The sequence below is a fragment of the Mycobacterium sp. 852002-51163_SCH5372311 genome (assembly GCF_001667115.1).
Classification (GTDB): domain Bacteria; phylum Actinomycetota; class Actinomycetes; order Mycobacteriales; family Mycobacteriaceae; genus Mycobacterium.
This window is the reverse complement of the sequence record NZ_LZIJ01000078.1, coordinates 1-21,383: the sequence shown is the minus strand read 5'-3', so window position 1 is coordinate 21,383 and position 21,383 is coordinate 1. Positions and strand designations below refer to the sequence as shown.

Here is a 21,383-nt window from a genome sequence, read left to right as displayed (position 1 = left end):
AGGTGAGCACCATGTCAGGCCTCAAGATCGACGGGAACATCCCCAACACACTGGCCCGGGTGACCGAAGCGGCCAAAGCCCTCGAAGAACACGGCTACGACGGGGGCTGGACCGCCGAGACAAGTCACGACCCGTTCCTGCCGTTGCTGCTGGCCGCCGAGCACACTTCGCGACTGGAACTGGGCACCAACATCGCGGTGGCGTTTGCGCGCAACCCGATGATCGTCGCCAACATCGGCTGGGATCTGCAGACGTACTCCCAGGGCCGGTTCATCCTCGGTCTGGGAACCCAGATCCAGCCGCACATCGAGAAGCGATTCAGCATGCCGTGGAGCCATCCGGCGCGGCGGATGCGCGAATTCGTCGCTGCGCTGCAGGCGATCTGGGCCGCGTGGAGGGACGGCACCAAGCTGAGGTTCGAGGGCGAGTTCTATACCCACAAGATCATGACGCCGATGTTCACCCCCGAGCCTCAGCCCCACCCCGTCCCGAAGATCTTCATCGCCGCCGTCGGTGCGGCGATGACCGAGATGTGCGGCGAGGTCGCCGACGGACACCTCGGCCACCCGATGATCTCGAAGCGGTACCTCGATGAGGTAACCCTGCCCGCGCTGGAACGCGGCCTGGTGCGATCCGGCCGCGCTCGCAACGACTTCGAGGTGTCGGCCGAGGTGATGGTGGCGACCGGGGAAGACGACGCCGAGCTGGCTTCCGCCATCGCGGCCACCCGCAAGCAGATCGCCTTCTACGGATCGACACCGGCGTACCGGCGGGTGCTCGAGTTGCACGGCTGGGGTGACCTGCAAGACGAGTTGCACCGCCTCTCGCTGCAAGGTGAGTGGGACAACATGGGCGCGCTCATCGACGATGACGTGCTGGCCGCGTTCGCCGTGGTTGGGCCGGCTGACTCGATTGCCCCCGCACTGCGAAGCCGCTGCGCGGGTGCGGCCGACCGGGTGCAGCCGATCTTCTACGGCGCTTCGCAGAACTGTATTACCGCTGTAGTGAAGGAGTTTCGCCAGTGAGCGCACCGACGGTGGACGAAACCGCCAAGTTGCTGGCGGATCCATTGACCTACACCGACGAGTCACGGCTGCATGCGGCGCTGACGCACCTGCGCGCCAACGCTCCGGTGTCGTGGGTCGAAGTGCCGAACTACCGGCCGTTCTGGGCGATCACCAAACACTCCGACATCATGGACATCGAACGCAACAACATGCTGTTCACCAACTGGCCGCGCCCGGTCCTGACCACCGCCGAGGGCGACGACCAGGCGGCCGCCATCGGGGTACGCACGCTGATCCACCTCGACGACCCACAGCACCGGGTGGTCCGCGCCATCGGCGCCGACTGGTTTCGCCCTAAGGCGATGCGGGCATTGAAGGTTCGCGTCGACGAACTGGCGAAGATCTACGTCGACAAGATGGTGGAAGCCGGCCCCGAATGCGACTTCGCCCAGCAGATCGCGGTGAATTACCCACTGTACGTGATCCTTTCGTTGCTGGGCCTGCCGGAAGAAGATTTTCCGCGCATGCTCAAGCTGACTCAGGAGTTGTTCGGCAGCGATGACAGCGAATTCAAGCGGGGCAGCACCACAGAAGAACAGCTGCCGGCGTTGCTCGACATGTTCCAGTACTTCAACGCGGTGACTGCCTCGCGGCGCGAGCATCCGACCGAGGACCTTTCCTCGGCGATCGCCAACGCGCGTGTGGACGGGGAGCCGCTGTCCGACATCGACACCGTGTCCTACTACCTGATCGTGGCCACCGCCGGTCACGACACCACCAGCGCCACCATCTCCGGTGGTCTGCACGCGCTCATCGAGAACCCGGATCAGCTGACCCGGCTGCGCGGCGATCTGGGCCTCATGCCGCAGGCCACCGAGGAGATGATCCGCTGGGTCACCCCGGTGAAGCAGTTCATGCGTACCGCGTCCGAGGACACCGTGGTGCGTGGAATACCCATCGCCGCAGGACAATCCGTCCTGCTGTCGTATGTCTCGGCCAACCGTGACGAGGACGTCTTCGACGATCCGTTCCGCTTCGACGTCGGGCGCGATCCCAACAAGCATCTGGCGTTCGGCTACGGGGTGCACTTCTGCATGGGCGCCGCGCTGGCCCGCATGGAGGTGAACAGCTTCTTCTCCCAGCTGCTGCCCCGGCTGAAATCCATCGAGCTGACCGGTGATCCGCAATTTGTCGCGACGACCTTCGTGGGCGGCCTCAAACACCTGCCGGTGCGTTACTCGTTCGCGTGAGAGCACACCGATATGACGCGTAAGACGATTGTGATCACCGGCGCCAGCGACGGCATCGGCGCCGCGGCCGCCCGAAGGTTGCATCAGCGCGGCGACAATGTGGTCGTAATCGGCCGGTCGGAAAGTAAGACGGCCGCGGTGGCCGCGGAACTGGACGCCGACCGTTTCGTGGTCGATTTCGCCGACCTCTCGCAGGTGCGGGCGTTGGCCCAGAAACTGAGTTCGCAATATCCGCGCATCGACGTATTGCTGAACAACGCCGGCGCCATGGGCGCCAAGATTCAGCTGACACCCGACGGCTATGAACACACCTATCAGGTCAACTACCTCGCCCCGTTTCTGCTCACCACCCAGTTGATGGATCTGCTGGTCGAATCCCGAGCCACCGTCGTCAACACCACCAGCTCGTCGCACCTGCTGGTCTTCCGGGCCAGCGTCGACGATCTGGAGAACACCTCACGGCGCAGGCCTGGCACCGCCTACGCACTGTCGAAACTGGCTATCGTTCTGTTCACCAAGGAGTTACACCGCCGGTACGGTGACAGGATCGCGGCTGCGACCGTGCACCCCGGCTACGTCGACTCGAACTTCGGCCCGGCATCGGGATCACGGCTGATCATGTTCATGGACAGATACACCCCGACAGGGCGGTTCACCGCCAGCTCGGATGAAGGGGCCGAGCAGCTGGTCTGGCTGGCTTCGAGTAAGCCCGGCGTGGATTGGACGCCCGGCGAATACTACTCGCGACACAAAATCGCCCGGCCCAACCGGTTGGCCAAGGATCCCCGGCTGGCCGCCCAGCTATGGGAAAGCACGCTGGCCAGAATCGCTACCTGACTAGTGCCGCGTGCGTTTCGCCGAACGTGTTCTGAGGGCGAGAATCTGGCGATTTTTGCGCCGTGGAAGCACGCTCGGCGCGGACACTGGCAACTGCGTCTTAACTGATTCCGTAATCGATGATGCCCCGGACGATTTCGCCGTTGAGGAGATCGGCGTAGGCGTCGTTGATGTCGTCGAGGCGGTAGCGCCTGGTGATCATCTCGTCGAGCTGGAGTTGTCCGGACTCATACAGCCTGGCCAGCCGCGAGATGTCGGCCTTAGCGTTGCACGAGCCAAAGATGGTGCCGGCCAACGTCTTGTTCATCAGGATGAAGTCCTGTAGGTCGATATTGACCGACCGGGTCAGTTGCGACGTCATGCCGGTCAGCACACAGGTACCGCCCTTGCGGGTGAGCTGCAACGCGTCGCGGACGTCGTCGGCGGTGATCAGCGACGGTGACACCACCACCGCGTCGGCCATCACTCCGTAGGTAAGACCGCGCACCAGGTCAAGTGCCTCGGCAATGGATGCCGCGCTGTGCGTCGCACCGAAGAGCCGTGCCGATTTCTGTTTGAACTCCACCGGATCGACGGCGATGATCTGCGCAGCGCCGTTGATCCGGGCGCCCTGGATTGCGCCCGTCCCGATTCCGCCGGCACCGATGACGACCACCACGTCACCGCCGCGCACGCCGGCCCGATTCGCCGCCGAACCGTAGCCGGTGGGGATCGCGCAGGACAGCAACGCGCTGGGCACCAGCGGCAGCTCCGGCCCGATCTTCACCAGCGAATTCGCTGACACCACAGTGTATTCAGCGAACGCTCCGACTTTGGCCAGATGGCCCAGCGGCCGGCCGTCGGCGGTGTGATGACGAAAGGTTCCATCGGTGGGCATGCCCGGGACCATGGTTCCCATGCCCTGGTCGCAGAGGTACTCCATGCCGGTGGCGCACCATCGGCACTGCCCGCACACGGCGACGAATGTCATCACCACATGGTCGCCGACGGCGAAATCGGTGACGCCGTCCCCGACTTCACGCACAATGCCCGAGCCCTCGTGGCCGCCGACCATCGGAAACATGGTGGGTAGCCCAAGGGACCGCAGCACCTCGTTGGGCGCCGACATGTCGCCCTTGAGTATGTGGTCGTCGGAGTGGCACAGGCCGGCAGCTGCGAGTTGGACCAGCACCTCGCCCGCACGCGGCGCGTCGAGTTCGAACTCCTCGACCGACCACGGCCCGCCGACGTCGTGCAGGATCGCCGCGCGGCTTCTCATGCCGCCGGGCTGAACGTGACGGGAAGCTTGTTCGGCGAGCGGAAGGTGAGCCCGACGATCCTGGACTCCACGCCGGTTCCGTCGTCTTCCACGAAAGTCAAATCCTTGACCCTGTCGAACAGGCTGTTCAGCATCACCCGGGTCTCCAGCCGGGCCAGGTGCATGCCCAGGCACATGTGGATTCCGCCGGCGAAGGCGATATGGGCTTGCCGCGGGCGGCGAACGTCGAACGTGTCGGGATCGGTCCAGCGGCTTTCGTCGCGGTTGGCCGAACCCATGCACATATCGATCTGCGCATCGGATGGGATTGTCTTGCCGCCCAATTCGACTTCTCGAGTCGTGGTTCGCATGACCATGGTGAGCGGGGTTTCGAAACGCAGGCCCTCTTCGATCGCCATCGGTATCAACGACCGGTCTTGGTAGACCAGTTCGAGTTGCTCGGGATGGGTCAGCAGTGAGTGCAGCAGGTTGCCGGACGAGCGGTACGTGGTCTCGAGTCCGGCGGGCAACAGCAGCCGCAGGAACGCGATGATGGCCTCGTCGGTCAGCTTCTCGCCGTCGATCTCGGCGGCGACCAGGTCGCCGATGATGTCGTCGGTCAGCTTGCGGCGCCGCTGCTCGACCTGGTTGAGGAAGTAACCGTGCAGCTCGTTAGCTGCGGTCAGCCCCGCCATGATGTCCGTCGGGATCGAGATGAGGTCGAGGGAAAGGCGCCGGAACATATCGAGATCTTCCGGGGGCAGCCCGAGCAGCGTGGAGATGATCCGGGTCGGGAACTCGAACGTGACCGCCTTGACCAGGTCCGCCTCGCCGCGGTCTTTGATCTCGTCGACCAGCTGATCGCAGACCGGCCCGATGACCGACGGTTCCCAGCGTTCCAGTGCGGTGGCCCGGAACGCCTTGGCCACCAGATTGCGGTGATCGTGGTGCTCTTTGCCGCCCATCGCCAGAATGGTGTGACCCATCACCAGTCCGATGGTCTGGTCGTACTTCGCCGACGTAAACGTCTGGTCGTCACGGAAAGCGTGGAACACCTCGTCGTAGCCGAACAGGGTCCACTCGTCGTTCGGCCTGAGCTCCTCCGGCATCTGTTCCTGGTCGGAGAGACCGCCATGCCACACCGGGTCGGTCTGCCGCATGTATTCGAAGAAGGGATACGGACTGGTTTCGCCGGTGGTGTCGAGAGTGACGGGCGCGCCGTCGGGGTCGGTCCTGAGCGTCATCCAGCGCTCCCTCCTGAGCAACCGTGGAATGTCGCTATCATAGTATAAATAGCAACGAAGCCCAATAACTTGAGACGGTTACCGTAACGGGCACAGTATCTGGGCTGGACGTCCGCCCTGATCGGCGTCAGCCGGACCAGATCTTCCACACCTTCGAGCGCCGGGACTATTTTGGAGAGGGTTTCCTGGCTGTCCCGATGAACGATCCGGAAGACAAGAGGATATGACGCAAACGAATCGTACACGGCCGCAAGGCCTTAGCCGTCTCGATCCAGCCCTGCGCGACACTGCGGCGGGGCTGGGCGTGGCCGAGTTCCGCACCGAGACGTTGCCCGCCGAGCGCGAGAAAGCCAATCGGGCGGCAGCTGACCGGGCCGCCGCGGTCGACACCACCGACGTCGACGTCGAGACGCGCTCTATTGCCGGCCCGGATGGAACGCAGCTGAACCTGCGGACCTATCGCGCCGCCACTGCGTCAGCTGCACCGCTGGTGCTCTACGCGCACGGCGGCGGCTTCGTCACCGGCAACCTGGACACCGATCATGCGGAGTGCGTGGAGCTGGCCCGGGCGGCCGGATGCCTGCTGGTGTCGGTGGATTACCGGCTCGCGCCGGAAAACCCGTGTCCCGCCGCCCTGGACGACGTCGAGGCCGCCCTGCGCTATGTCGTCGAGAACAGTGCGGAATTGAAAGCGGACGCCGCCCGGATCGCCGTGATGGGTCGCGATGCGGGCGCCGCGCTGGTCGCGTGTCTGGCGCAGCGCATGTTCGACAACGAAGGCCCTCCGATCCTGATGCAGATTCTGCACCAGCCGATGCTCGACTCCGACGCAACGCCCTCGCGGCGCGAGTTCCAGCGCACCCCGGGTCTCAACGGCCCGGCGGTGAGCCGGGCGTGGGGCCACTACCTCGGGCATGCCACGGCGAGCGGTCATCATGTCCCCGCGCACCGAATGAACCTGGAGGGGCTGCCGCCGACCTATGTCAGCTGCTCGGAGATCGATCCGTGTCGCGACGAGGCGATCGACTATGCAAATCGGCTCTTGCACGCCTACGTCCACACCGAGTTACACGTTGTCGCAGCGACATTCAACGGCTTCGACTCGGCGGTACCGGATTGGATTGTTTCTCAAGAGAACCGGGCCTTGCACGCGCAGAGTCTGCGTCGGGCGTTCGCTATGTAGCCGGGCGATGCGAACTGATTCAGTAGTGCCGACAAGCTTTTTCATTGCTGCGTGTGAATCCTGGGCTTTGCGTGTGCAGCCTGGGCGGAAATTCGCGCCGGTTCCCGCCCTAGGTTCACAATGAAAGCCGTCAGTTCACACCGAAAGCCGTGAGTTCACAATGAACGCCGCCAGTTCACAGGGCGGGTGCGAAGAGATCGGTTCGGGTGAGTAGCACAGCGACGCGACCGTCCCGTAACGGTGGCCGCGCGTCGACGTCATTATCGACTGAACTCCGGTATCTCTTACTGTATTGCCCATTGCTACCATCAGAGTCGCTCGCGAACCTCGACCAGGACCGATTAGGCGGATGATCAGCCACCCACACCTTTCCCAGCACGTGCCGGCATCATGACCGCTGTCGACTCGCCGGAAAAAGCTCTTTTCAGCTCGACCACTCAAGCGTTCCTGCAAAAGGAAGCGCCGCTGCGCTACGTCCGCGAACTGCATGCCGCGGGTGTGTCCTTCGACCCGGCATGGTGGCGACGAGCCGCTGAGCTCGGGTGGACCGGTCTGCTGGTGCCCGAGGAACTCGGCGGCGGCAGCGTTTCGGGCAACGGCATTGCCGATCTGGCCATGGTCGCCGAACAACTGGGCAAGACGGTGGCGCCCGGGCCCCTATACCCGGTAAGCACCGTGCTCACGGGATTGATCACCTGCGGCGAGCGGCAGGCGCACGCGGCCGTCGTCGAATCGCTGATGTCCGGTGAAACGGTGGCGTCGTGGGCGGTTTCGGAACCCGGCCGCGGCTGGGCACCGCACGATCCCTCGGTGACGGCCACGCAAACCGGCGACGGCTACCGCATCGACGGAGCCAAGGACCGCGTCGAGGCTGCCGCCCAGAGCGCCGTGCTGCTCGTGACGGCGCGTTGCGGTGACGGGGTCCGTCAATTCCTGGTCCCGACGGACGCGCCCGGCGTCCGCATCACACCTCAGCAGTCGATCGATCTGGTCAAGCAATACGCGCGAGTGGACTTCGACGGTGTGCTGGTGCAGCCGTCCGCTGCCGTCGGCACTGCCGCCGAAACCGCCGCGCTGATCGACCGGCAGAGTCAGATCGCTCAGCTGCTGCAGTGCGCGGAGGTGGTCGGCATTGTGCAAACGGTGTTCGACTTCACCGTCCAGTGGGCGCTGGACCGGTACACCTTCGGCCGGCCGCTGGCGTCGTATCAAGCGCTCAAACACGGCTTCGCCGATATGAAGATGTGGCTGGAAGCCTGCCGGGCGACGACCTCGGCGGCGGTCGCCGACGTCGCCGCGGGCTCACCCGAGGCGGACTTGTCGGTCAGCGTCGCCAAGTCCTACGTCGGGGAGATGGCCGGCCAAATCGTGCAGGGCTGTGTGCAGATGCACGGCGGCATCGGGGTCACCTGGGAGCACGACCTGCATCTGTATCTGAGGCGGGTTACCTTGTACCGCGCCATGTTTGGCACGCCGGAGGAACACAACCGCTGGGTGTACGCCTGGCATGCGGGGCAGAAGTCGGATCGATGAAAACCGAATCGGTTGCCGAGTTCGCCGCCCGGGCCCGGGCCTGGCTGGCCGAGAACATGCCGCGCATCGACCCGAAGTCGCCGCCGGCCGCGCCCCGCGACGACGAACGCAGCTGGCAACGGGCCAGGGAACTGCAAAAGCGGCTTCACGAAGGCGGTTTCGCAGGTATCTGCTTTCCCCGCGACTACGGCGGCTTGGGGCTGGACTACGAATACCAGCGGGCGTTCGACGAGGAATCGCTGTGCTACGAGATGCCGCTGATCCTCAACACTCCGACCTTCACGATATGTTGCGCCACCCTGCTCGACACCGCCAGCGAGGAGCAGAAGAAGCAGCACATCGCCGCCGCCCTGCGTGGCGACGAGATACTGGTGCAGCTGCTGTCGGAACCAAGCGGCGGATCGGATCTGGCCGGGGTCATCACTCGCGCCGAACGGCGGGGCGACCGCTGGCTGCTCAACGGCGCAAAGACGTGGAGCACCAGCGCATTCGCGGCCGACTACGGGCTATGCCTGGCGCGCACGAACTGGGATGTACCCAAGCACGAGGGCCTGACCATGTTCCTGGTGCCGATTGATCATCCGGGTATCACGTTGCGGCGCATCACGCAGGTCAACGGGTCCGCCGAGTTTTGCGAGGAGTTCCTCGACGGGGTGGATGTCGGCGACGACGCCGTGGTCGGTGAGGTGAACAAGGGGTGGGCGGTGGCTTCGCGGCAGCTGTATCACGAACGCCGCGCGGTTGGTCAGGGCTCCGAGTTCGCAAGTGGCAGTGGCAGCGAGGGCGGCCACACGACGCCGGTCGACTATGCCGACCTTGCCCGCAAGACCGGTCAGGAGCACAACGATCGGGTGCAGGAGCGGGCCGGCCGGGCATTGGTACACCGTGCGGTAGCCGAGCAGCTGAACGATCACGTCTATCGCAGTGTGCGGGACGGCATCCTGCCGCCGGCCGGCGGAACGCTCATCAGACTTTTCCACGCCGAAACGGTGAGCCTGGAGATCGACACCGCGTTGTCGATCGCGGGTGCAGCGGGTGTCGTCGGGGAACCGGGCGAAGGCCTGCAGACCGGGTTCCGTTACCTGTCCCGGCAGTCGGTCGCCATCGGCGGCGGCACCACTGAGATGGCCCGCAATGTCATCGGGGAGCGGGTGCTGAACTTTCCGCGGGAATACGTCGCCGACCGTGGGGTGCCGTTCAATCAGGTGCGGCACGGTCGTTGACGCGGACTACTCGTCGACGAGATCATCGTCGGATTCGCCACTGACAAAAGGTATTTGGACCACCGTCAAGACATGGTGCGCGGTGCTGCCTGGCGGTGCGACCAGCACACAGTCACCGCCCTGCCGACGCGCCCGGTCGCGGGCGGCGGCCAGTGCGCTGACACCCGCCGACCCGAGGTGCGTGACTGCGCTCAGATCGATCGTCAAAGGTGCTATCCCCGAACGGCTTTCGACGGCAATCTGGCGGTCCAGGGTGGACGCGGTGGTGGAGTCGACATCGCCGCTGACGATGATGTGTCCGGCGGCACCGACAACCGAGACGAATTCGCGGTCGATCGCGCGCTGGTAGGTCGCTCGGCTGACCATCGGGTCGGTGATGAAATTGGCCGGCCGCGAAAGGCAGTGCGTGAGAGTGGCTGTGGTGCCATCGTCGTCATGTGTGACGTGGGCGTGCGACACCAGTGCTTCGGCCATCGCGAGTCCGCGGCCGCGGCCCTGCTCGCCTTCGCGGTGGTCCTTCCACTGGCCGCGGTCGATCACCGAGGCGCGCAGGTTGCTGTCGCCACCCAACGTCGCCTCGACGATTACGCCGTTGGGAACCTCTGTGGTGTAAGCGTGTTCGACCGAGTTCTCCACGAATTCGGAAATGGCGTGCACCACATCGGAGATGTCGCAGGCATCGGCACCGAGGTCACCCAGCCACTCGCGAAGCCGGGCGCGAACCGTGCGCGCGGCGTGGACCGTCGCGTCAAGCGTCAGGTACAGCGGGGCGGGCGGCGTACGTCGTTGTGCGGCAAGCATTGTGACGTCGTCGCTGTAGCCGGTCGATCGGAGGAGCAATTCCAGCGTCTCAGCGCACAGCCGGTCGATGGGTCGCAAGGCGGTATCCATGATGAAGCCCTTGCCGCCGCCGGCGATGTTCGCGGTCAGCTCGGCGAATTCAGCGGTGCTCGCTTGCATCGGCCGCCCGGGGCGTTCGATCAGGCCGTCGGTGTAGAGCAGGATCGAGTCGCCGATGTCGAGGACCTCGGTGCGTAGCGGGAATCCGGCACCGCTGCCGAGCGGCCCTGCGCCGGTTGGCTCTACGTATCTGGACCGACCGTCGGCGGTGACCACCAGCGGTGGCGGATGACCTGCGGTGCAGTACTGGAACTCACCGGTGGCCAAGTCGAGTGAGCCGATGCAGATGGTGGCCGATTTCGATCCGGGCACCGCGTCATGGAAGCGGTCCACCGCCTCCAGGGTCTCGGCGATGGTGTGACCGGCTGAGATTTGCATCCGCACGGCAGTGCGCAATTGCGACATCACCGCGGCGGCTTCGACGCCATGACCGACTACGTCACCGACGATGAGCACCAGCCGGTCTCCGAGCGGCAGTGCATCGAACCAGTCCCCACCCGCGGCGGTGTCCTCCGCGGCCACCAGGTACTCGGCAGCTATGTCGGCGCCGGGGACGACGGGCACAGAGGGGGCGAGCAAGGCCTGCTGCATCACGGTGGCCGAATCGCGGACGTGGCGGTACCGCTCGGACAACTCCTCCATTCGGGCCTCGGCGGCCAGCCGCGCCCGCACCCGGCGGGTCACGTCGTCGAAAACCAGCTGCACACCCTCGATCGATCCGTCTTCGCGGCGGCGCGGCGTGACCAGGAAATCGAAGAACCGTTCCTCAACGCCCGACCCGTCGAAGTCGAGCTGCAGCCGCCATTCGGCACCCGATTGCGGTTCACCGGTCTGGTACACGCGGTTGAACATTTCGTAGATCTGCTGGCTTTCGAGTTCGGGATGAACCTCGCGGGCCGGCAGCCCTACCGGATCGGACTTCGGAGCCAACGTGCGGTAAGCGGCATTGGCCGCGATGAAACGATGGTCCGGTCCCTGCAGGCCGACCACCATAGCGGGGATGCTTTCGAAGACGCGCCGCACGTCCTCGGCCTTCCCGACCGCTTTGTCCCAATCCTTCTCGGCCGTCATTCACCCTTCCTAACGGCAGCCTCGCCAGGGCGAAGATCCGGCGCGATGACCATTGGCAAAGTGTGGTTACCCAGATTATCAATGCATGTCAGCCGCTTCGTGCATTGATTTTTCGAGCGCAACCGCATGTCTTGCGGCCTTTGTCAGGCGAATGCCTCCGCCAGGGCGGCGTCGGTAGTCGGGTGGACGGGCAGCACTTCGTCGAGCCCACAGGCTTCGACGACTCGGGCAAGGCCGGGGTTGTGGCTCACCAAGCGCAGGTCGATGCCGCGGAACTGGCACCGCTGGGCTTCGTCGGCCAAGACCTCCAACGCGCAGCAGCCCATGAACTCGACGTCATTGACGTCGACGACGAGCGGGCCTGGTGGGGCGGTGATCGCCGACACTTCGCCGAGTAGCTGGAGCCAGGTGTGCTCGTTGGCGGCATCGATCTCGCCGCCCGCCCGGACGATCATGGCCGGTCCGCTTCGCTGCGCGGTGGCGCGCAGTGTGCTGTGTGGATCGCCCAGCTCGCGGATCAGCCGGGTACTCAGCATCACCTGGGCAATGCCTGGCCGGGAATGATCTCCTGATGCCAGGCTCATGGTGCTCTTGTATAGCAAGAGCGGCCGGGTGGAGTCTAGGTGTTGACGCTGCGCCGACAGCGTTACCCACTCGCAGGTCTGCACCCTGAGCGCCAACGCGAAACTAGGCTGAGGCCGGTTCAGAAACCTTCATCAGCTTCATCAAGTTGCCGCCCATGATCTTGGCGACGTCCTCCTGCTCGAACTCGGTCAGCTCGTCGACGAAGGAGATGGGATCTTTCAGCCCCTCCGGGTGCGGCCAGTCGGATCCGAACAGCACCCGGTCGGTGCCCACCATCTTCACGATCTCGCCGAACCGGTCCTCCCAGAACGGGGTGATGTAGATGCAGCGCTTGAAGGCCTCGATGGGGTTCTCGCTGAACGAGTTAGGCATCTTCTTGTAGACGCCCTTGAGGCCCTTGAACAGGTCGGGCACCCAGTCCGCACCGTTTTCGATGGAGAGGATGCGCAGCTCCGGATTGCGCGACAGCGCGCCGTGGCAGACCAGCGCACCCATCGCGTCCATGATCGGCCGATGCCCCATGGTCAGGCTGCGGAACGCGGTCGGCTTGAACGGCAGGAACTCGTCGCCGGGCTCCCACACGTTCGCGAACTCGGAGTAGCCGCTGTCCGAGGCGTGCATCGAGACGGGGAGCTCGGCCTTGATGCAGGCCTGCCAGAACGGGTCGAACTCCTCGAGGCCGAATGACCGGCTGCCACGGTAGCCGGGCACCGGCGCGGGGCGGACCAGCACCGTGCGGGCGCCGCGTTCCAGGCACCATTCGAGTTCTTCGAGTGCGCGCTCGACGATCGGCAATGTGATGACCGGGGTGGCGAAGATGCGCTCCTGGTAATTGAACGACCAAGTCTCGTACATCCATTGGTTGAGCGCGTGGATGACGTCGTGGGTCATCTCCGGGTCGTCCTTCATCCGCTCTTCGACCAGGCTCGCCAGCGTGGGGAACATCAGCGCGTAGTCGATGCCGAGCTCGTCCATGACCTCGAGCCGGGGACCGGGCTCACGGAAGGCGGGGATCGCCTTCATCGGCTCACCGAGGATTTCGCGGTAGGACTTGCCTTGTGCACCGTTGCGGAAGTACTCCTCCTGCGCGCCCGGCCGGGCAACCACCTCGAACGTCGGGTTGGGAATGTATTCGCTGATGTGGCCGCGGACCACGATCTTGGTCCGGCCGCGAACCTGCACGTAGTCGATCACGTTCTTGCGCTTGTCCGGCAGGAACTTGGTGAGTGCTTCCTGCGGCTCGTACATGTGGTTGTCGGCGTCGAAAACGGGGAAGGGAAGCTCGCGAGACGGCATGGCGATCTCCTTGGAAAGTCCTGATTCTCTGCGGGTGGTAATGACGTTACCACTGCTGCGCAACAAGATGTAGCGGGACCTACTGCAGTCCGGTCGTCGGCGTCGTCCCGTTGATGACGGCGAAATTCACCGTCGCGGTCGCCGCGAGCTCGTCGTCGGTGTCGCCGTAGATGTCGACCTGCATGACCATCGCCCGCCGGCCGGACCGCAGCATCCGGGGCACCGCGCGTGCCCAGCCCTGCTTGATGGGTCGCAGATAGCGGACGGATAGGTCGGCCGTCGTCATGGTGGTCCCCGGCCGCAGATGGTCCAGCCCGAACTGACCGCCCGCCACGTCCACGAGGGTGGCGATCAAGCCGCCCTGCAGCGCACCCGAGGTGTTGGTCACCTTCGGGCTGACCGGCATCGTCATCGCGAACTCGCCCCCGTGGGTGCCCGGCCGCATCCCGATCTGCGCGAACAGCTCAGCGAGCGACGGCGCGGGCGCCTCCTCTTCGGTGTCCCGGATGCCGAGCGCCCTGCTGCAGAAGTCGTACAGCTGGCCGGCGTCTATCGGGGTTCCGTTCAATTCCGTTCCCAGCCAATGCAATCGCTGCGCGCCCACGATCGTCTGCATGACGATCGCAGCCGCGGACCCCACATCGAGCCCCGGGTTGAACACTCCCTCGGTGATGCCCTGTCCCACGACGTCGCGGATGAGTTGATGCAAGGGGGAGAGCACCCGGGCGTATTCGCGCGGACGGGTCTCGGCCAGGTGCTGGTTGTAGAGGCTCAGTGCCCGGTTGAGACTGTCCTGGGTGCTCGATTCCGGCTGTTGACTGACGCGGTCGATCACCAGCTTCAGCGCCGACGTGCTGTCCAGTCCGGTGGTCTCGTCGCGCCAGATCTGTACCGAATGCGCGATGGTCCTGTCGAAAAGCGCCAACAGCAATTCGTCTTTGCTACTGAAATGCTGGTAGAAGGCGCGCAACGACGTCTTGGAGCGGGCGACGACCTCTTGCACGGTGAAATCGGTACGGCCGGTTTCGCTCAGTATCGCGACTGCCGTCTTGATGAAGCGATCGCCACGGGTCACGTCAGCGTCACCGTTGGGACCGGTCATGAATGTTCTCCCGTCCTGATCGCGCATTGAGAATGAGGTTACCGCGCCTTGCCGGGAAACTGGAAAGGGCTGGCGCGGGGCGGCGCCGATATGGTCGGTTGTCGTCAATCGAAGGAGGGCAGGTGCTCACCGACCTGCCGCTGCGGACGGTGGTGCCGCGCGGCAAGTTGACATCAGGATGCGCTGGGTGCTCAACCAGTCTGGCCGCCAAGATATTGCGCTCGTTGAGCGCCGTACTGGCGGGGAGCGGTAGCTCGGAACCGGCGCGCGATAGGCGCTGCCTCAGCGCCGACGGCGCAGCCATCGCCCGCGAAAGGGCTCCATCAGGCTCTCTTGGGCGGTGAAGCGCCTCTGCGCGCTGTGCAGGGGTGTCGAGGGCGGCTGCTGCTGGATGCGGCCACTGTCGCCGACCAGGAACACCGTCGTTCCCGACGAGGCCGCCGGGTCGCGGGTGTCGAGGTGCGCCGGCGCATACACCGACCAGCCGAGCGGAAATCGGTCGGCCGCCAAGCCTGTTGTGGGGTAATCGATTTCCTTGTCGCGGATGTAGTTGCGGACCGCGGCGATCGCCTCTTCGGCGGTGCGCCTCGGCGGTTCTTCCTTGACGTAGGCGTCGAGCACGCCACGTTTCACCTTGTCGTGCCATGCGGCGAGGCCGACGATGGCGCCGTACCACACGGCGACGCCGACGCCCAGGGCGACCAGCGGGTAGTAGAACGTCGGTCCTGCGGCCAGGCAAGCCAATGACGCTGCGGCCACCCCTATCCCGGCGAACAGGGCGGGCGGAACCACGACAGCCGCCACGCTCACCGCGTTCTCCCGGAGGCTGCGCGGGGGTCGATCCTGCGATTCGTCCGCCGCGGAAATGCCCGACATGGCCAGCCCCCACGGAACACAAAAAGCCAAAACCCCGGCGCACAGGACGAACCCGGCGATGGTCAACGCGGTGTCGAGGCTCGAGTTCATCGGGTCAGGCCGGCCAGGCTGAGTTGATTGAATGCGGCGTCGACGTCGGGATGGGCAAAGTGGGTGAATACCGCGGCGACGTCGTCCGTTGCGACGGTGTGGTCGGCGGCCGCGGCCAGCAGGTGATGGCAAGCGTTTTCCACGCCGGGGCCAACCACCGCGGCCATGGCGTCGACGGTTTCCTGGGGTGTCCAGATCGCCGGAAGCGGGTCGTCGAGTTCGTCGAAGGTGTCGGCGGCGCCCCGCCACCACCTTCCGTCACTCCACCAGTAACAGAAGCTGAGCAGCCCGTTTTGGTTGCGGCTGTTGAGCACCGAATCGTTGACCCAGGCCGGTGCACCGCAGTACAGGTCGGGCAGCGGTTCGTGGCGCTGGTAGGCGGCTACCAGTAGTGGGGAGTTCCAGCGCCCACCGGAGAGCACCGCCCGGTCGCCGGGCAGGACATAAAGGCTTGATCCGCTGCGGGCATCGGATTCGTACCAGGCCAGGCCGGGTGCGATCCGCGGCCCCCAGTGCGACTGAGCCCCCGTGTAGGTCGCGGCCAGCACCGCCCAGCGGGCCCAGGTGTCGGGGAGGGGTTCGATGTCGTCGGTCTCGGTGGGCCGGCGTCCGCCGGCCTGTTCGGCCGAGGCGGCTTTTGACGCCTGTGCCGGAGTGCGGCCCTGGGCGGTGGGTCCGGCCAGGTAGCCGGCCATCCAGATCGGCAACCGCGGGCGGGGGTAGGCGGCGATGTCGTCTCGATAGTTCGGCGGTGGCTGCAGCTGGTGGTCGGGGAAGGGCTGCTCGCCGTAGTCGTAGTCCACGCGCAGTTGACCCTGGTTGGTGACGGTCAGCAGCAGTCGCCACCACGGCCCGGCCGGCATCTGCGCGCTCACCTCGCGTTGCGCGCGCACCAGGTCCAGCACCGAGCGGGGTACGGTGACCGGCTGCCACCCGTCGCGGGTGACGAATGCGCAGTCCGCCGTGCCGGCGCGAACCGTTAACGCGAACACTGCCCTGAACTCCTGCCAACCCGGCGGCCCCAGCGCTGCCAGTTCTTGCGCGATCGGGTCGAGCATCGCCGACGCTTGGGCGCCGATTTGCTCGTCGCGCAACGCTTGTACCGGCCCCGGTGGGGCTCCGTCGTCGACGATCGTGAAGCCGCTGGCGACGGGTGGGCCGCCATTCGAGGCGTCGTCGAACGCGTCGGCGAGTTCGGACATGAATTCACGGGAATCTCCGTTAGCCTCCCGTTGAGCCAGCGCGCGTTCCTGCTCGGCGAAGCGTTCCCGGGCCACCTGCGGTGGCGTCGACGACGACACCTGCTCGATACGTCCGCTGTCGCCGACCAGAAACACACTCGTGCCGACGTGCACCGGCGCATACACCGACCAACCGGCCTCGAACCGGTCGGCCGCCAATCCCGTTGTCGGATAATCCATTCCCGCCTCGAGGATGTACTCGGTCACCGCGGCGACAGCCTGAGTGGCGCTGAGCGGACCTGCTGTCATTCGGACCTCATGACGTCGGCGCCGATGCGGGGCGAATCGCGCCCGCGAGCAGTTGGCTGTAGGCGAGCCGGCCGAGCAACTGATGGCAGGCGTCGGTCTCGCTGTTCAGCCGAACGAGACTGTTTTTGTTGCCGCGCTCCAGCCAGTAGACCTCCCAGCTGCCATCGGGGGCTTGCTCGACGCACCACGAGTAATCGGCATGGCCGCCCAGGGCGAGCACCTGGGGCGCAATGCCTATCAACTCGAGGACGCGGGCCAATTCGGCCAAGTTCATAGCGGGATCTCCTTGAGGTAGCCGGCATTCACCAGGTCGACGATTGGGCGGGTGAAGTAGTACTGGACGCCACCGCCCGGCTGACCCATCGCGGGTGCGATCCGGCCCTCCCAGATCGGGATGGGTCGTACCACCTCGTACCGGTGATAGCCGGCGTCGAGGCTGTGCGGTGGCAGTGCGCGTTCGGGAAACAATGTGCCTACCGGCGAACCGAAGACGCCGAACCCGGGCCCGAACCGGTCGAAAAGCTGGCCCGGGTTGAGCACACCGGGCGTTCGATTCTCGGGAGAGCTGAAACCCTGAGGATGGGTCTGAGGATCTGGCCATACCAGTTCGGGATTGCCGTGCGCGTCGCGTTGGCCGGTCGGCCAGTATTCACGGTTCCACTCCGCCTGGGTCAGACCGCCGTTCGGGTGGTAGCTGTCGGGGAGCATGTTCTGCACTTCCGGGTGCGTGCTGGGTGCGCCCGGGGCCAGCGCGTCGCTGACCCGGTGGGGGTTGGCTGCTGCGCCGTCCAGCAGGCTTTCATCGAGCAGTCCGGCTTGAGGGTGGGTGAGCTGGTCGGTCGGTATGGTGCGGCCGTTGACATCGTAATCGCGCGACGGCGGGCCGGCGGCGGGAGCGTGGTCATGGTGCTCCGGTGGGGTTCCGTCGTCGGCCCCGGGCACTTCCTCGTGCACGGGTGGGAGCGTGTCGGGGTGGCCCGAATGCCAACGGGCATCCCAAATTCGGCGCTCGACGGAATATTGGCCGTTTGTTTCGTCCAGGCGCAGCGGACGGCCCTGGGCCGGCTCGTCGGTGCGTAACCCCGGCTGCCACCACGGTCGTTCGGTGCGAGGTGCGTCGATGTGCACGTCATCGAAATGGCCGGCGGCAATGCGGCCGAAGTTGGCCAGCGACTCTGTGCGCACCCCGAGCACCGGATCGAATTCGTAGTAGGCAGTGTGGGTGCCAAAGGTGTTCAGCAGGTCCATATGGCGTGGGAACTCGGCGTTCACCCGATGCGCGCCGAAAGGCGCCATGGCCGGATCGACTCCCAGGCCGACGCCGAAGAACCGGCCCAACGAACCGGGCGAACGAGCACCGAGCGCGGTCACGATGTCCCGCGACGACGAGGCGACGAAGACGTGCTCGCCGATGCCGAAGTCGGAAGCGTGGCGTTGCAGCGCCGCACCGGGCGAACCCGCCAGCGTGATGCTGTGCACGTGGCCGGCCAGCTGACCGTTGCGGCCCGCGTAGCTGGTGGTGGTCGAACCGTAGGAGTGACCAAAGATGTGGTTGTTGCTGAAGTGTTCGCCATGAGCCGCGGTACCGTCGATTCCCGCGTTGAACGCGGCGATGTCGCTGTGCAGGATGGCGCCGCCTTCGCTCGCCAGCCCGTGAAACGCCATGCGGAATATCCCTTTGCCGCTGGGCGCGTCGTAGCCGATCCACGCGATCGATGCGGTCTTGCCGTCCGGATTCTCCATCGCCACGGACTTCAGATGGTTCAGCGCATTGCCGAGGTTGCCGCCCAGCTTGTCGATGGTGGTCGTGACCCCCGGCACATGCCATGACACCGAGTCGGCGCGATGCGGGTCGTGGCCGACGCTGACGACCATCCGGCCGTCCCCGTGGAAGACTTTCGGGTCAAAGGCCAAGATGTGCACCTCACCGCCGAGGTGCGCGGCTTCGGCCTTCGCGTTGTCAAGCGCCCGTTGCAGGTCGGCGTACCGCCTGAGTTCTTTGCGTTCACCACGGGTCAACCGTTCGCCCGCGTCCGTGCGGGACTGCAGCTCGTCGAGCCGCTGGGTGAGCTGGTGCTGGTTGGCTTCGTTGCGCGCCCACGCGGGAACACCCTCGGCGTTGCCGATCTCGTAGGGATAGGCGTCGATCAGCGCGCGCTGTTCCTCGCCGCTGAGCTCCCGCCACCACGCGACATTGTCCCTGGCTCGTTGCTCGCCAAAGCGCTTGTCGGCCAGGTGATGTCGCACCTCGTCCGGACTGACCGGCGGAATACGTTTCCACAACGCCCCGTTCGCCATGCCGCGGGCCCGCTCGGCGTCGGGCTGGGAGGGGACCCCACGGCCGCGTTCAGCCGGATCGATCTCGTGGTGTCCCGCGTCGCCGTGGTGTGAATCCGGTTGTCCCGCAGACTGTTCTGGTCCGCCCGGCGCAGGATCGGATGCGCCGTGGGCGTCGTTCAGAGCTCCGACGCGGTCTCCGCGGGCCAAGTCCCGTGATTCTGTTCCATGACCTGAATCGCGTGGGCCCTCGCCATGCTCGACAGCGTGTCCGGCGGGTCGTTCAGCAGGGTCCGCTTGTTTATGGTCAGCGGATGGTCCTGAGTGGGCTCCGGCGGGTCGCTCAGCGACACTGCTTTCATCTGGTAGGTGATGATCTCGGGGTCCTCCCGAATGCGCCGGAGGGTGATCCTCCAGCGGTAGGGATAGATCTGACGGGCCGGTGGTGGTCGGCCGGTCCGTTTCGCTTCGATGTAGTCCTCCGCCACCATGTCCGTCGACCAGCTCGGGAACTCCATCACGACGCCGGTCTGTGAATCGACGACCAGCTTCGTCGAACCCACCGCCTCGCTGCCCGCGGCCTGCTCGGGCGTCAGGATCGGCGAGCAGATCCATCCCATCTCGAACCGCAGGACGTCGTACGAGGTGTTCGGGTCGATCTGCGCCAGATAAGCCAGTGCCTGGTCCGGCGTGTCCAGTTCCGCCATGGTGGCCTCCTTGCTGCGGAGTGATCGGGCCGAAATGATCGGGCGCGATGGGGGTGAAGTGCAGATAGGCGGACTTGTCGACCAATCGCGGGGGTGGATGGTCCGACGTCGGCCCGTAGCTGCGGTGGTTGGCCGGGTTGTCGAAGCCCGTCGGGTCGACGGGACCGGGTCCGGGCGGCGGCGGATCGTCACCGTGTCCGTCGGAATCGGGTCGGCCCGACGATGGGTCGCGGTGCGGATCATGTTGTTCGCCATGGTGATTCGGCCCGTCAACTCGCGCAACGTCCGTCGCCGGTCGGGCGCTGCTGTGGCCGGCGTCGGGCAAGCCGGGAGAGGCGGGGGAGGCGATGACGGACGGCGCTGCCGCGGCATCGTGTGCTGTGGTCGCGTCGGCGTGATGTCCGGAATCCAACTGTCCGGCAGCGCCGTGTTCGGATGCGGATTCCGCGTGCCAGGCCGGCTCTGCATGCCGGTCCTCGGCGAGCCGACTCCCATGGTCGGTTGGGTGCGGCCTGTCGGTCGAATCGGGGGCGCCGGCCCGCTCGGTGCCGGAACGTCGTTCGTCGCGCCCGGCCGCGTCACGGGGTTGCTGAGGCTCTCGCGGAAGCTGCCCGTCTCGTAGCGGGGTTTCGGCGTTGTGCACCGGATGTGCTGCAGGTTCGGCTCCCGCCGGCGCGCGCACCGCGTCAAGCCTCTCCGTGGCGGCCGCCCCTGTATGCGTGACGGCGTCTGAGGTGCGAGCCGCCGGCACGCCGGCATGCTGTGCAGAGGGAGCCTCCGATACGCCGGCACGCGCGGTCGGCGGCGCCGGAGTGCCTGGCGGCGAGGAGTGGGTGGGTGCGGGCGCTCGAGGGCGCCGCGGTGAACGCCGCCATGTCCGGCGCTCTCAACGCGGGCATTCAGGGCCAACAGATGCTGCAAGGCAATCGCCACGGCTTCGATTCGACGTCGTTTTGGAGCGATGTCGAGTCCGGTGCGATTTCGGGGGCCGTCATGGGGCCGGTCCTCAAGGGCGCGCACGACTTCGACGCGGGTTCGGCGCTGGGCAACCGTGCAAAGAACTTCGGCGCCTCGTTCGTCGGCAACGCCGGTGGCGCACTGGCCGCCCAGCAGGCGCTGACCGGGCACATGAATCTCGCCGATGCCGCGGGTGCCGGCGCCGTGTTCGGCGCCGTTGACGGGTTGCGCGGCCCGGGGCACACCACGGGCACGCCCGAGGCGACCGCCTTGACGGGCGACCGGCCCGGGTCGCCTTCGGTGGACCCGCTGCCCGTGAGTGAGCATCAGCGGACGCCCCCGGCCGAATCCGCTGCGCCCCGCGCCCCCGAAAACACCGGTGCCTCGCCAGGCAATGTGGATATGCCGCTCAACTTGGGGTCATCCGGACAAGACGGCGCACCGATGGCTCCGGCGGGGTTCGCCGGCACCGATGCGGCCATCGCACCCGATACCGCAGCCCATACCGCACCCGCCAC

18 protein-coding genes and 1 pseudogene are annotated in these 21,383 nt (G+C 65.9%); 8 read left to right on the top strand and 11 right to left on the bottom strand.

Annotated features, from left to right (window positions below):
- Positions 1–11 precede the first annotated feature (11 nt).
- The 3 genes from A5791_RS09255 to A5791_RS09245 are packed head-to-tail and all read left to right on the top strand — an operon-like array spanning position 12 to position 3,094.
- Complete coding sequence (locus tag A5791_RS09255) at positions 12–1,025, top strand: LLM class F420-dependent oxidoreductase (protein ID WP_067234744.1); 1,014 nt, start codon at positions 12–14, stop codon at positions 1,023–1,025.
- Positions 1,026–1,036: 11 nt separating this feature from the next.
- Positions 1,037–2,257, top strand: a complete 1,221-nt coding sequence (locus A5791_RS09250) for a cytochrome P450 (RefSeq protein ID WP_067234738.1) — start codon at positions 1,037–1,039, stop codon at positions 2,255–2,257.
- A gap of 12 nt (positions 2,258–2,269) precedes the next feature.
- Positions 2,270–3,094, top strand: coding sequence for an SDR family NAD(P)-dependent oxidoreductase (locus A5791_RS09245; protein ID WP_067234304.1), 825 nt, complete (start codon positions 2,270–2,272; stop codon positions 3,092–3,094).
- Between the two features lie 100 nt (positions 3,095–3,194).
- Here A5791_RS09245 and A5791_RS09240 read toward each other — a convergent pair whose 3' ends face one another.
- Together A5791_RS09240 and A5791_RS09235 are read right to left on the bottom strand one after the other, a co-directional pair.
- Complete coding sequence (locus tag A5791_RS09240) at positions 3,195–4,352, bottom strand: Zn-dependent alcohol dehydrogenase (RefSeq protein WP_067234301.1); 1,158 nt, start codon at positions 4,350–4,352, stop codon at positions 3,195–3,197.
- On the bottom strand, positions 4,349–5,575 hold the full coding sequence (locus tag A5791_RS09235; RefSeq protein WP_067234297.1) for a cytochrome P450: 1,227 nt from the start codon (positions 5,573–5,575) through the stop codon (positions 4,349–4,351). Before A5791_RS09235 ends, A5791_RS09240 begins: the two co-directional genes overlap by 4 nt.
- A gap of 223 nt (positions 5,576–5,798) precedes the next feature.
- Here A5791_RS09235 and A5791_RS09230 point away from each other — a divergent pair, with 223 nt between their 5' ends.
- The 3 genes from A5791_RS09230 (at position 5,799) to A5791_RS09220 (ending at position 9,514) form a co-directional block, all read left to right on the top strand.
- Positions 5,799–6,758 carry an alpha/beta hydrolase gene (locus A5791_RS09230; protein ID WP_067234294.1) on the top strand — a complete coding sequence of 320 codons (960 nt, stop codon included), beginning with the start codon at positions 5,799–5,801 and terminating at the stop codon, positions 6,756–6,758.
- Between the two features lie 390 nt (positions 6,759–7,148).
- Entirely contained in the window at positions 7,149–8,291 is a 1,143-nt protein-coding gene (locus A5791_RS09225; protein WP_067234291.1) for an acyl-CoA dehydrogenase family protein, read from the top strand.
- A complete protein-coding gene (locus tag A5791_RS09220; RefSeq protein WP_067234288.1) occupies positions 8,288–9,514 on the top strand; it encodes an acyl-CoA dehydrogenase family protein in 1,227 nt (408 codons plus the stop codon). Before A5791_RS09225 ends, A5791_RS09220 begins: the two co-directional genes overlap by 4 nt.
- Positions 9,515–9,520: 6 nt before the next feature.
- On the opposite strand, the gene A5791_RS09215 is transcribed toward A5791_RS09220, so the two are convergent.
- From A5791_RS09215 to A5791_RS26735, 9 genes are all read right to left on the bottom strand, one after another.
- Positions 9,521–11,485: a SpoIIE family protein phosphatase gene (locus tag A5791_RS09215; RefSeq protein ID WP_067234285.1), complete on the bottom strand. Its 1,965-nt coding sequence runs from the start codon at positions 11,483–11,485 to the stop codon at positions 9,521–9,523.
- Between the two features lie 143 nt (positions 11,486–11,628).
- Positions 11,629–12,021, bottom strand: a complete 393-nt coding sequence (locus A5791_RS09210; RefSeq protein ID WP_067234734.1) for an anti-sigma factor antagonist — start codon at positions 12,019–12,021, stop codon at positions 11,629–11,631.
- Between the two features lie 151 nt (positions 12,022–12,172).
- Positions 12,173–13,366: an amidohydrolase family protein gene (locus A5791_RS09205; RefSeq protein ID WP_067234282.1), complete on the bottom strand. Its 1,194-nt coding sequence runs from the start codon at positions 13,364–13,366 to the stop codon at positions 12,173–12,175.
- A 79-nt stretch (positions 13,367–13,445) separates the two neighbouring features.
- Positions 13,446–14,468, bottom strand: coding sequence for a hotdog fold thioesterase (locus tag A5791_RS09200; protein WP_067234279.1), 1,023 nt, complete (start codon positions 14,466–14,468; stop codon positions 13,446–13,448).
- A 282-nt stretch (positions 14,469–14,750) separates the two neighbouring features.
- Complete coding sequence (locus tag A5791_RS09195; RefSeq protein ID WP_067234276.1) at positions 14,751–15,434, bottom strand: hypothetical protein; 684 nt, start codon at positions 15,432–15,434, stop codon at positions 14,751–14,753.
- The gene (locus tag A5791_RS27165; RefSeq protein ID WP_067234273.1) at positions 15,431–16,924 is read right to left on the bottom strand and encodes a hypothetical protein; all 1,494 of its coding nucleotides are present in this window, start codon (positions 16,922–16,924) and stop codon (positions 15,431–15,433) included. Before A5791_RS27165 ends, A5791_RS09195 begins: the two co-directional genes overlap by 4 nt.
- A gap of 7 nt (positions 16,925–16,931) precedes the next feature.
- Entirely contained in the window at positions 16,932–17,198 is a 267-nt protein-coding gene (locus tag A5791_RS09185) for a hypothetical protein (protein ID WP_067234270.1), read from the bottom strand.
- The gene (locus A5791_RS09180; RefSeq protein WP_067234266.1) at positions 17,195–19,411 is read right to left on the bottom strand and encodes a glycohydrolase toxin TNT-related protein; all 2,217 of its coding nucleotides are present in this window, start codon (positions 19,409–19,411) and stop codon (positions 17,195–17,197) included. Before A5791_RS09180 ends, A5791_RS09185 begins: the two co-directional genes overlap by 4 nt.
- Positions 19,381–19,908 carry a hypothetical protein gene (locus tag A5791_RS26735; RefSeq protein WP_067234263.1) on the bottom strand — a complete coding sequence of 176 codons (528 nt, stop codon included), beginning with the start codon at positions 19,906–19,908 and terminating at the stop codon, positions 19,381–19,383. Before A5791_RS26735 ends, A5791_RS09180 begins: the two co-directional genes overlap by 31 nt.
- Before the next feature lie 193 nt (positions 19,909–20,101).
- Between A5791_RS26735 and A5791_RS26730 the strand changes: the two genes are divergently transcribed.
- Both A5791_RS26730 and A5791_RS09165 read left to right on the top strand, forming a co-directional pair.
- Positions 20,102–20,530, top strand: coding sequence for a hypothetical protein (locus A5791_RS26730; protein ID WP_231995841.1), 429 nt, complete (start codon positions 20,102–20,104; stop codon positions 20,528–20,530).
- Between the two features lie 215 nt (positions 20,531–20,745).
- Positions 20,746–21,383: pseudogene (locus A5791_RS09165) on the top strand (hypothetical protein); the annotation flags it as partial.

What these genes read in the sequence shown, in the direction of transcription:
- A5791_RS09245 (WP_067234304.1), top strand. Translation starts at nt 2,270, where the DNA reads ATGACGCGTAAGACGATTGTGATCACCGGCGCCAGCGACGGCATCGGC.
- A5791_RS09195 (WP_067234276.1), bottom strand. Translation starts at nt 15,434, where the DNA reads ATGAACTCGAGCCTCGACACCGCGTTGACCATCGCCGGGTTCGTCCTG.
- A5791_RS09200 (WP_067234279.1), bottom strand. Translation starts at nt 14,468, where the DNA reads ATGACCGGTCCCAACGGTGACGCTGACGTGACCCGTGGCGATCGCTTC.
- A5791_RS09240 (WP_067234301.1), bottom strand. Translation starts at nt 4,352, where the DNA reads ATGAGAAGCCGCGCGGCGATCCTGCACGACGTCGGCGGGCCGTGGTCG.
- A5791_RS09210 (WP_067234734.1), bottom strand. Translation starts at nt 12,021, where the DNA reads ATGCTGAGTACCCGGCTGATCCGCGAGCTGGGCGATCCACACAGCACA.
- A5791_RS09225 (WP_067234291.1), top strand. Translation starts at nt 7,149, where the DNA reads ATGACCGCTGTCGACTCGCCGGAAAAAGCTCTTTTCAGCTCGACCACT.
- A5791_RS09185 (WP_067234270.1), bottom strand. Translation starts at nt 17,198, where the DNA reads ATGAACTTGGCCGAATTGGCCCGCGTCCTCGAGTTGATAGGCATTGCG.
- A5791_RS09215 (WP_067234285.1), bottom strand. Translation starts at nt 11,485, where the DNA reads ATGACGGCCGAGAAGGATTGGGACAAAGCGGTCGGGAAGGCCGAGGAC.
- A5791_RS27165 (WP_067234273.1), bottom strand. Translation starts at nt 16,924, where the DNA reads ATGACAGCAGGTCCGCTCAGCGCCACTCAGGCTGTCGCCGCGGTGACC.
- A5791_RS09235 (WP_067234297.1), bottom strand. Translation starts at nt 5,575, where the DNA reads ATGACGCTCAGGACCGACCCCGACGGCGCGCCCGTCACTCTCGACACC.
- A5791_RS09255 (WP_067234744.1), top strand. Translation starts at nt 12, where the DNA reads ATGTCAGGCCTCAAGATCGACGGGAACATCCCCAACACACTGGCCCGG.
- A5791_RS09220 (WP_067234288.1), top strand. Translation starts at nt 8,288, where the DNA reads ATGAAAACCGAATCGGTTGCCGAGTTCGCCGCCCGGGCCCGGGCCTGG.
- A5791_RS09230 (WP_067234294.1), top strand. Translation starts at nt 5,799, where the DNA reads ATGACGCAAACGAATCGTACACGGCCGCAAGGCCTTAGCCGTCTCGAT.
- A5791_RS26735 (WP_067234263.1), bottom strand. Translation starts at nt 19,908, where the DNA reads ATGGCGGAACTGGACACGCCGGACCAGGCACTGGCTTATCTGGCGCAG.
- A5791_RS09205 (WP_067234282.1), bottom strand. Translation starts at nt 13,366, where the DNA reads ATGCCGTCTCGCGAGCTTCCCTTCCCCGTTTTCGACGCCGACAACCAC.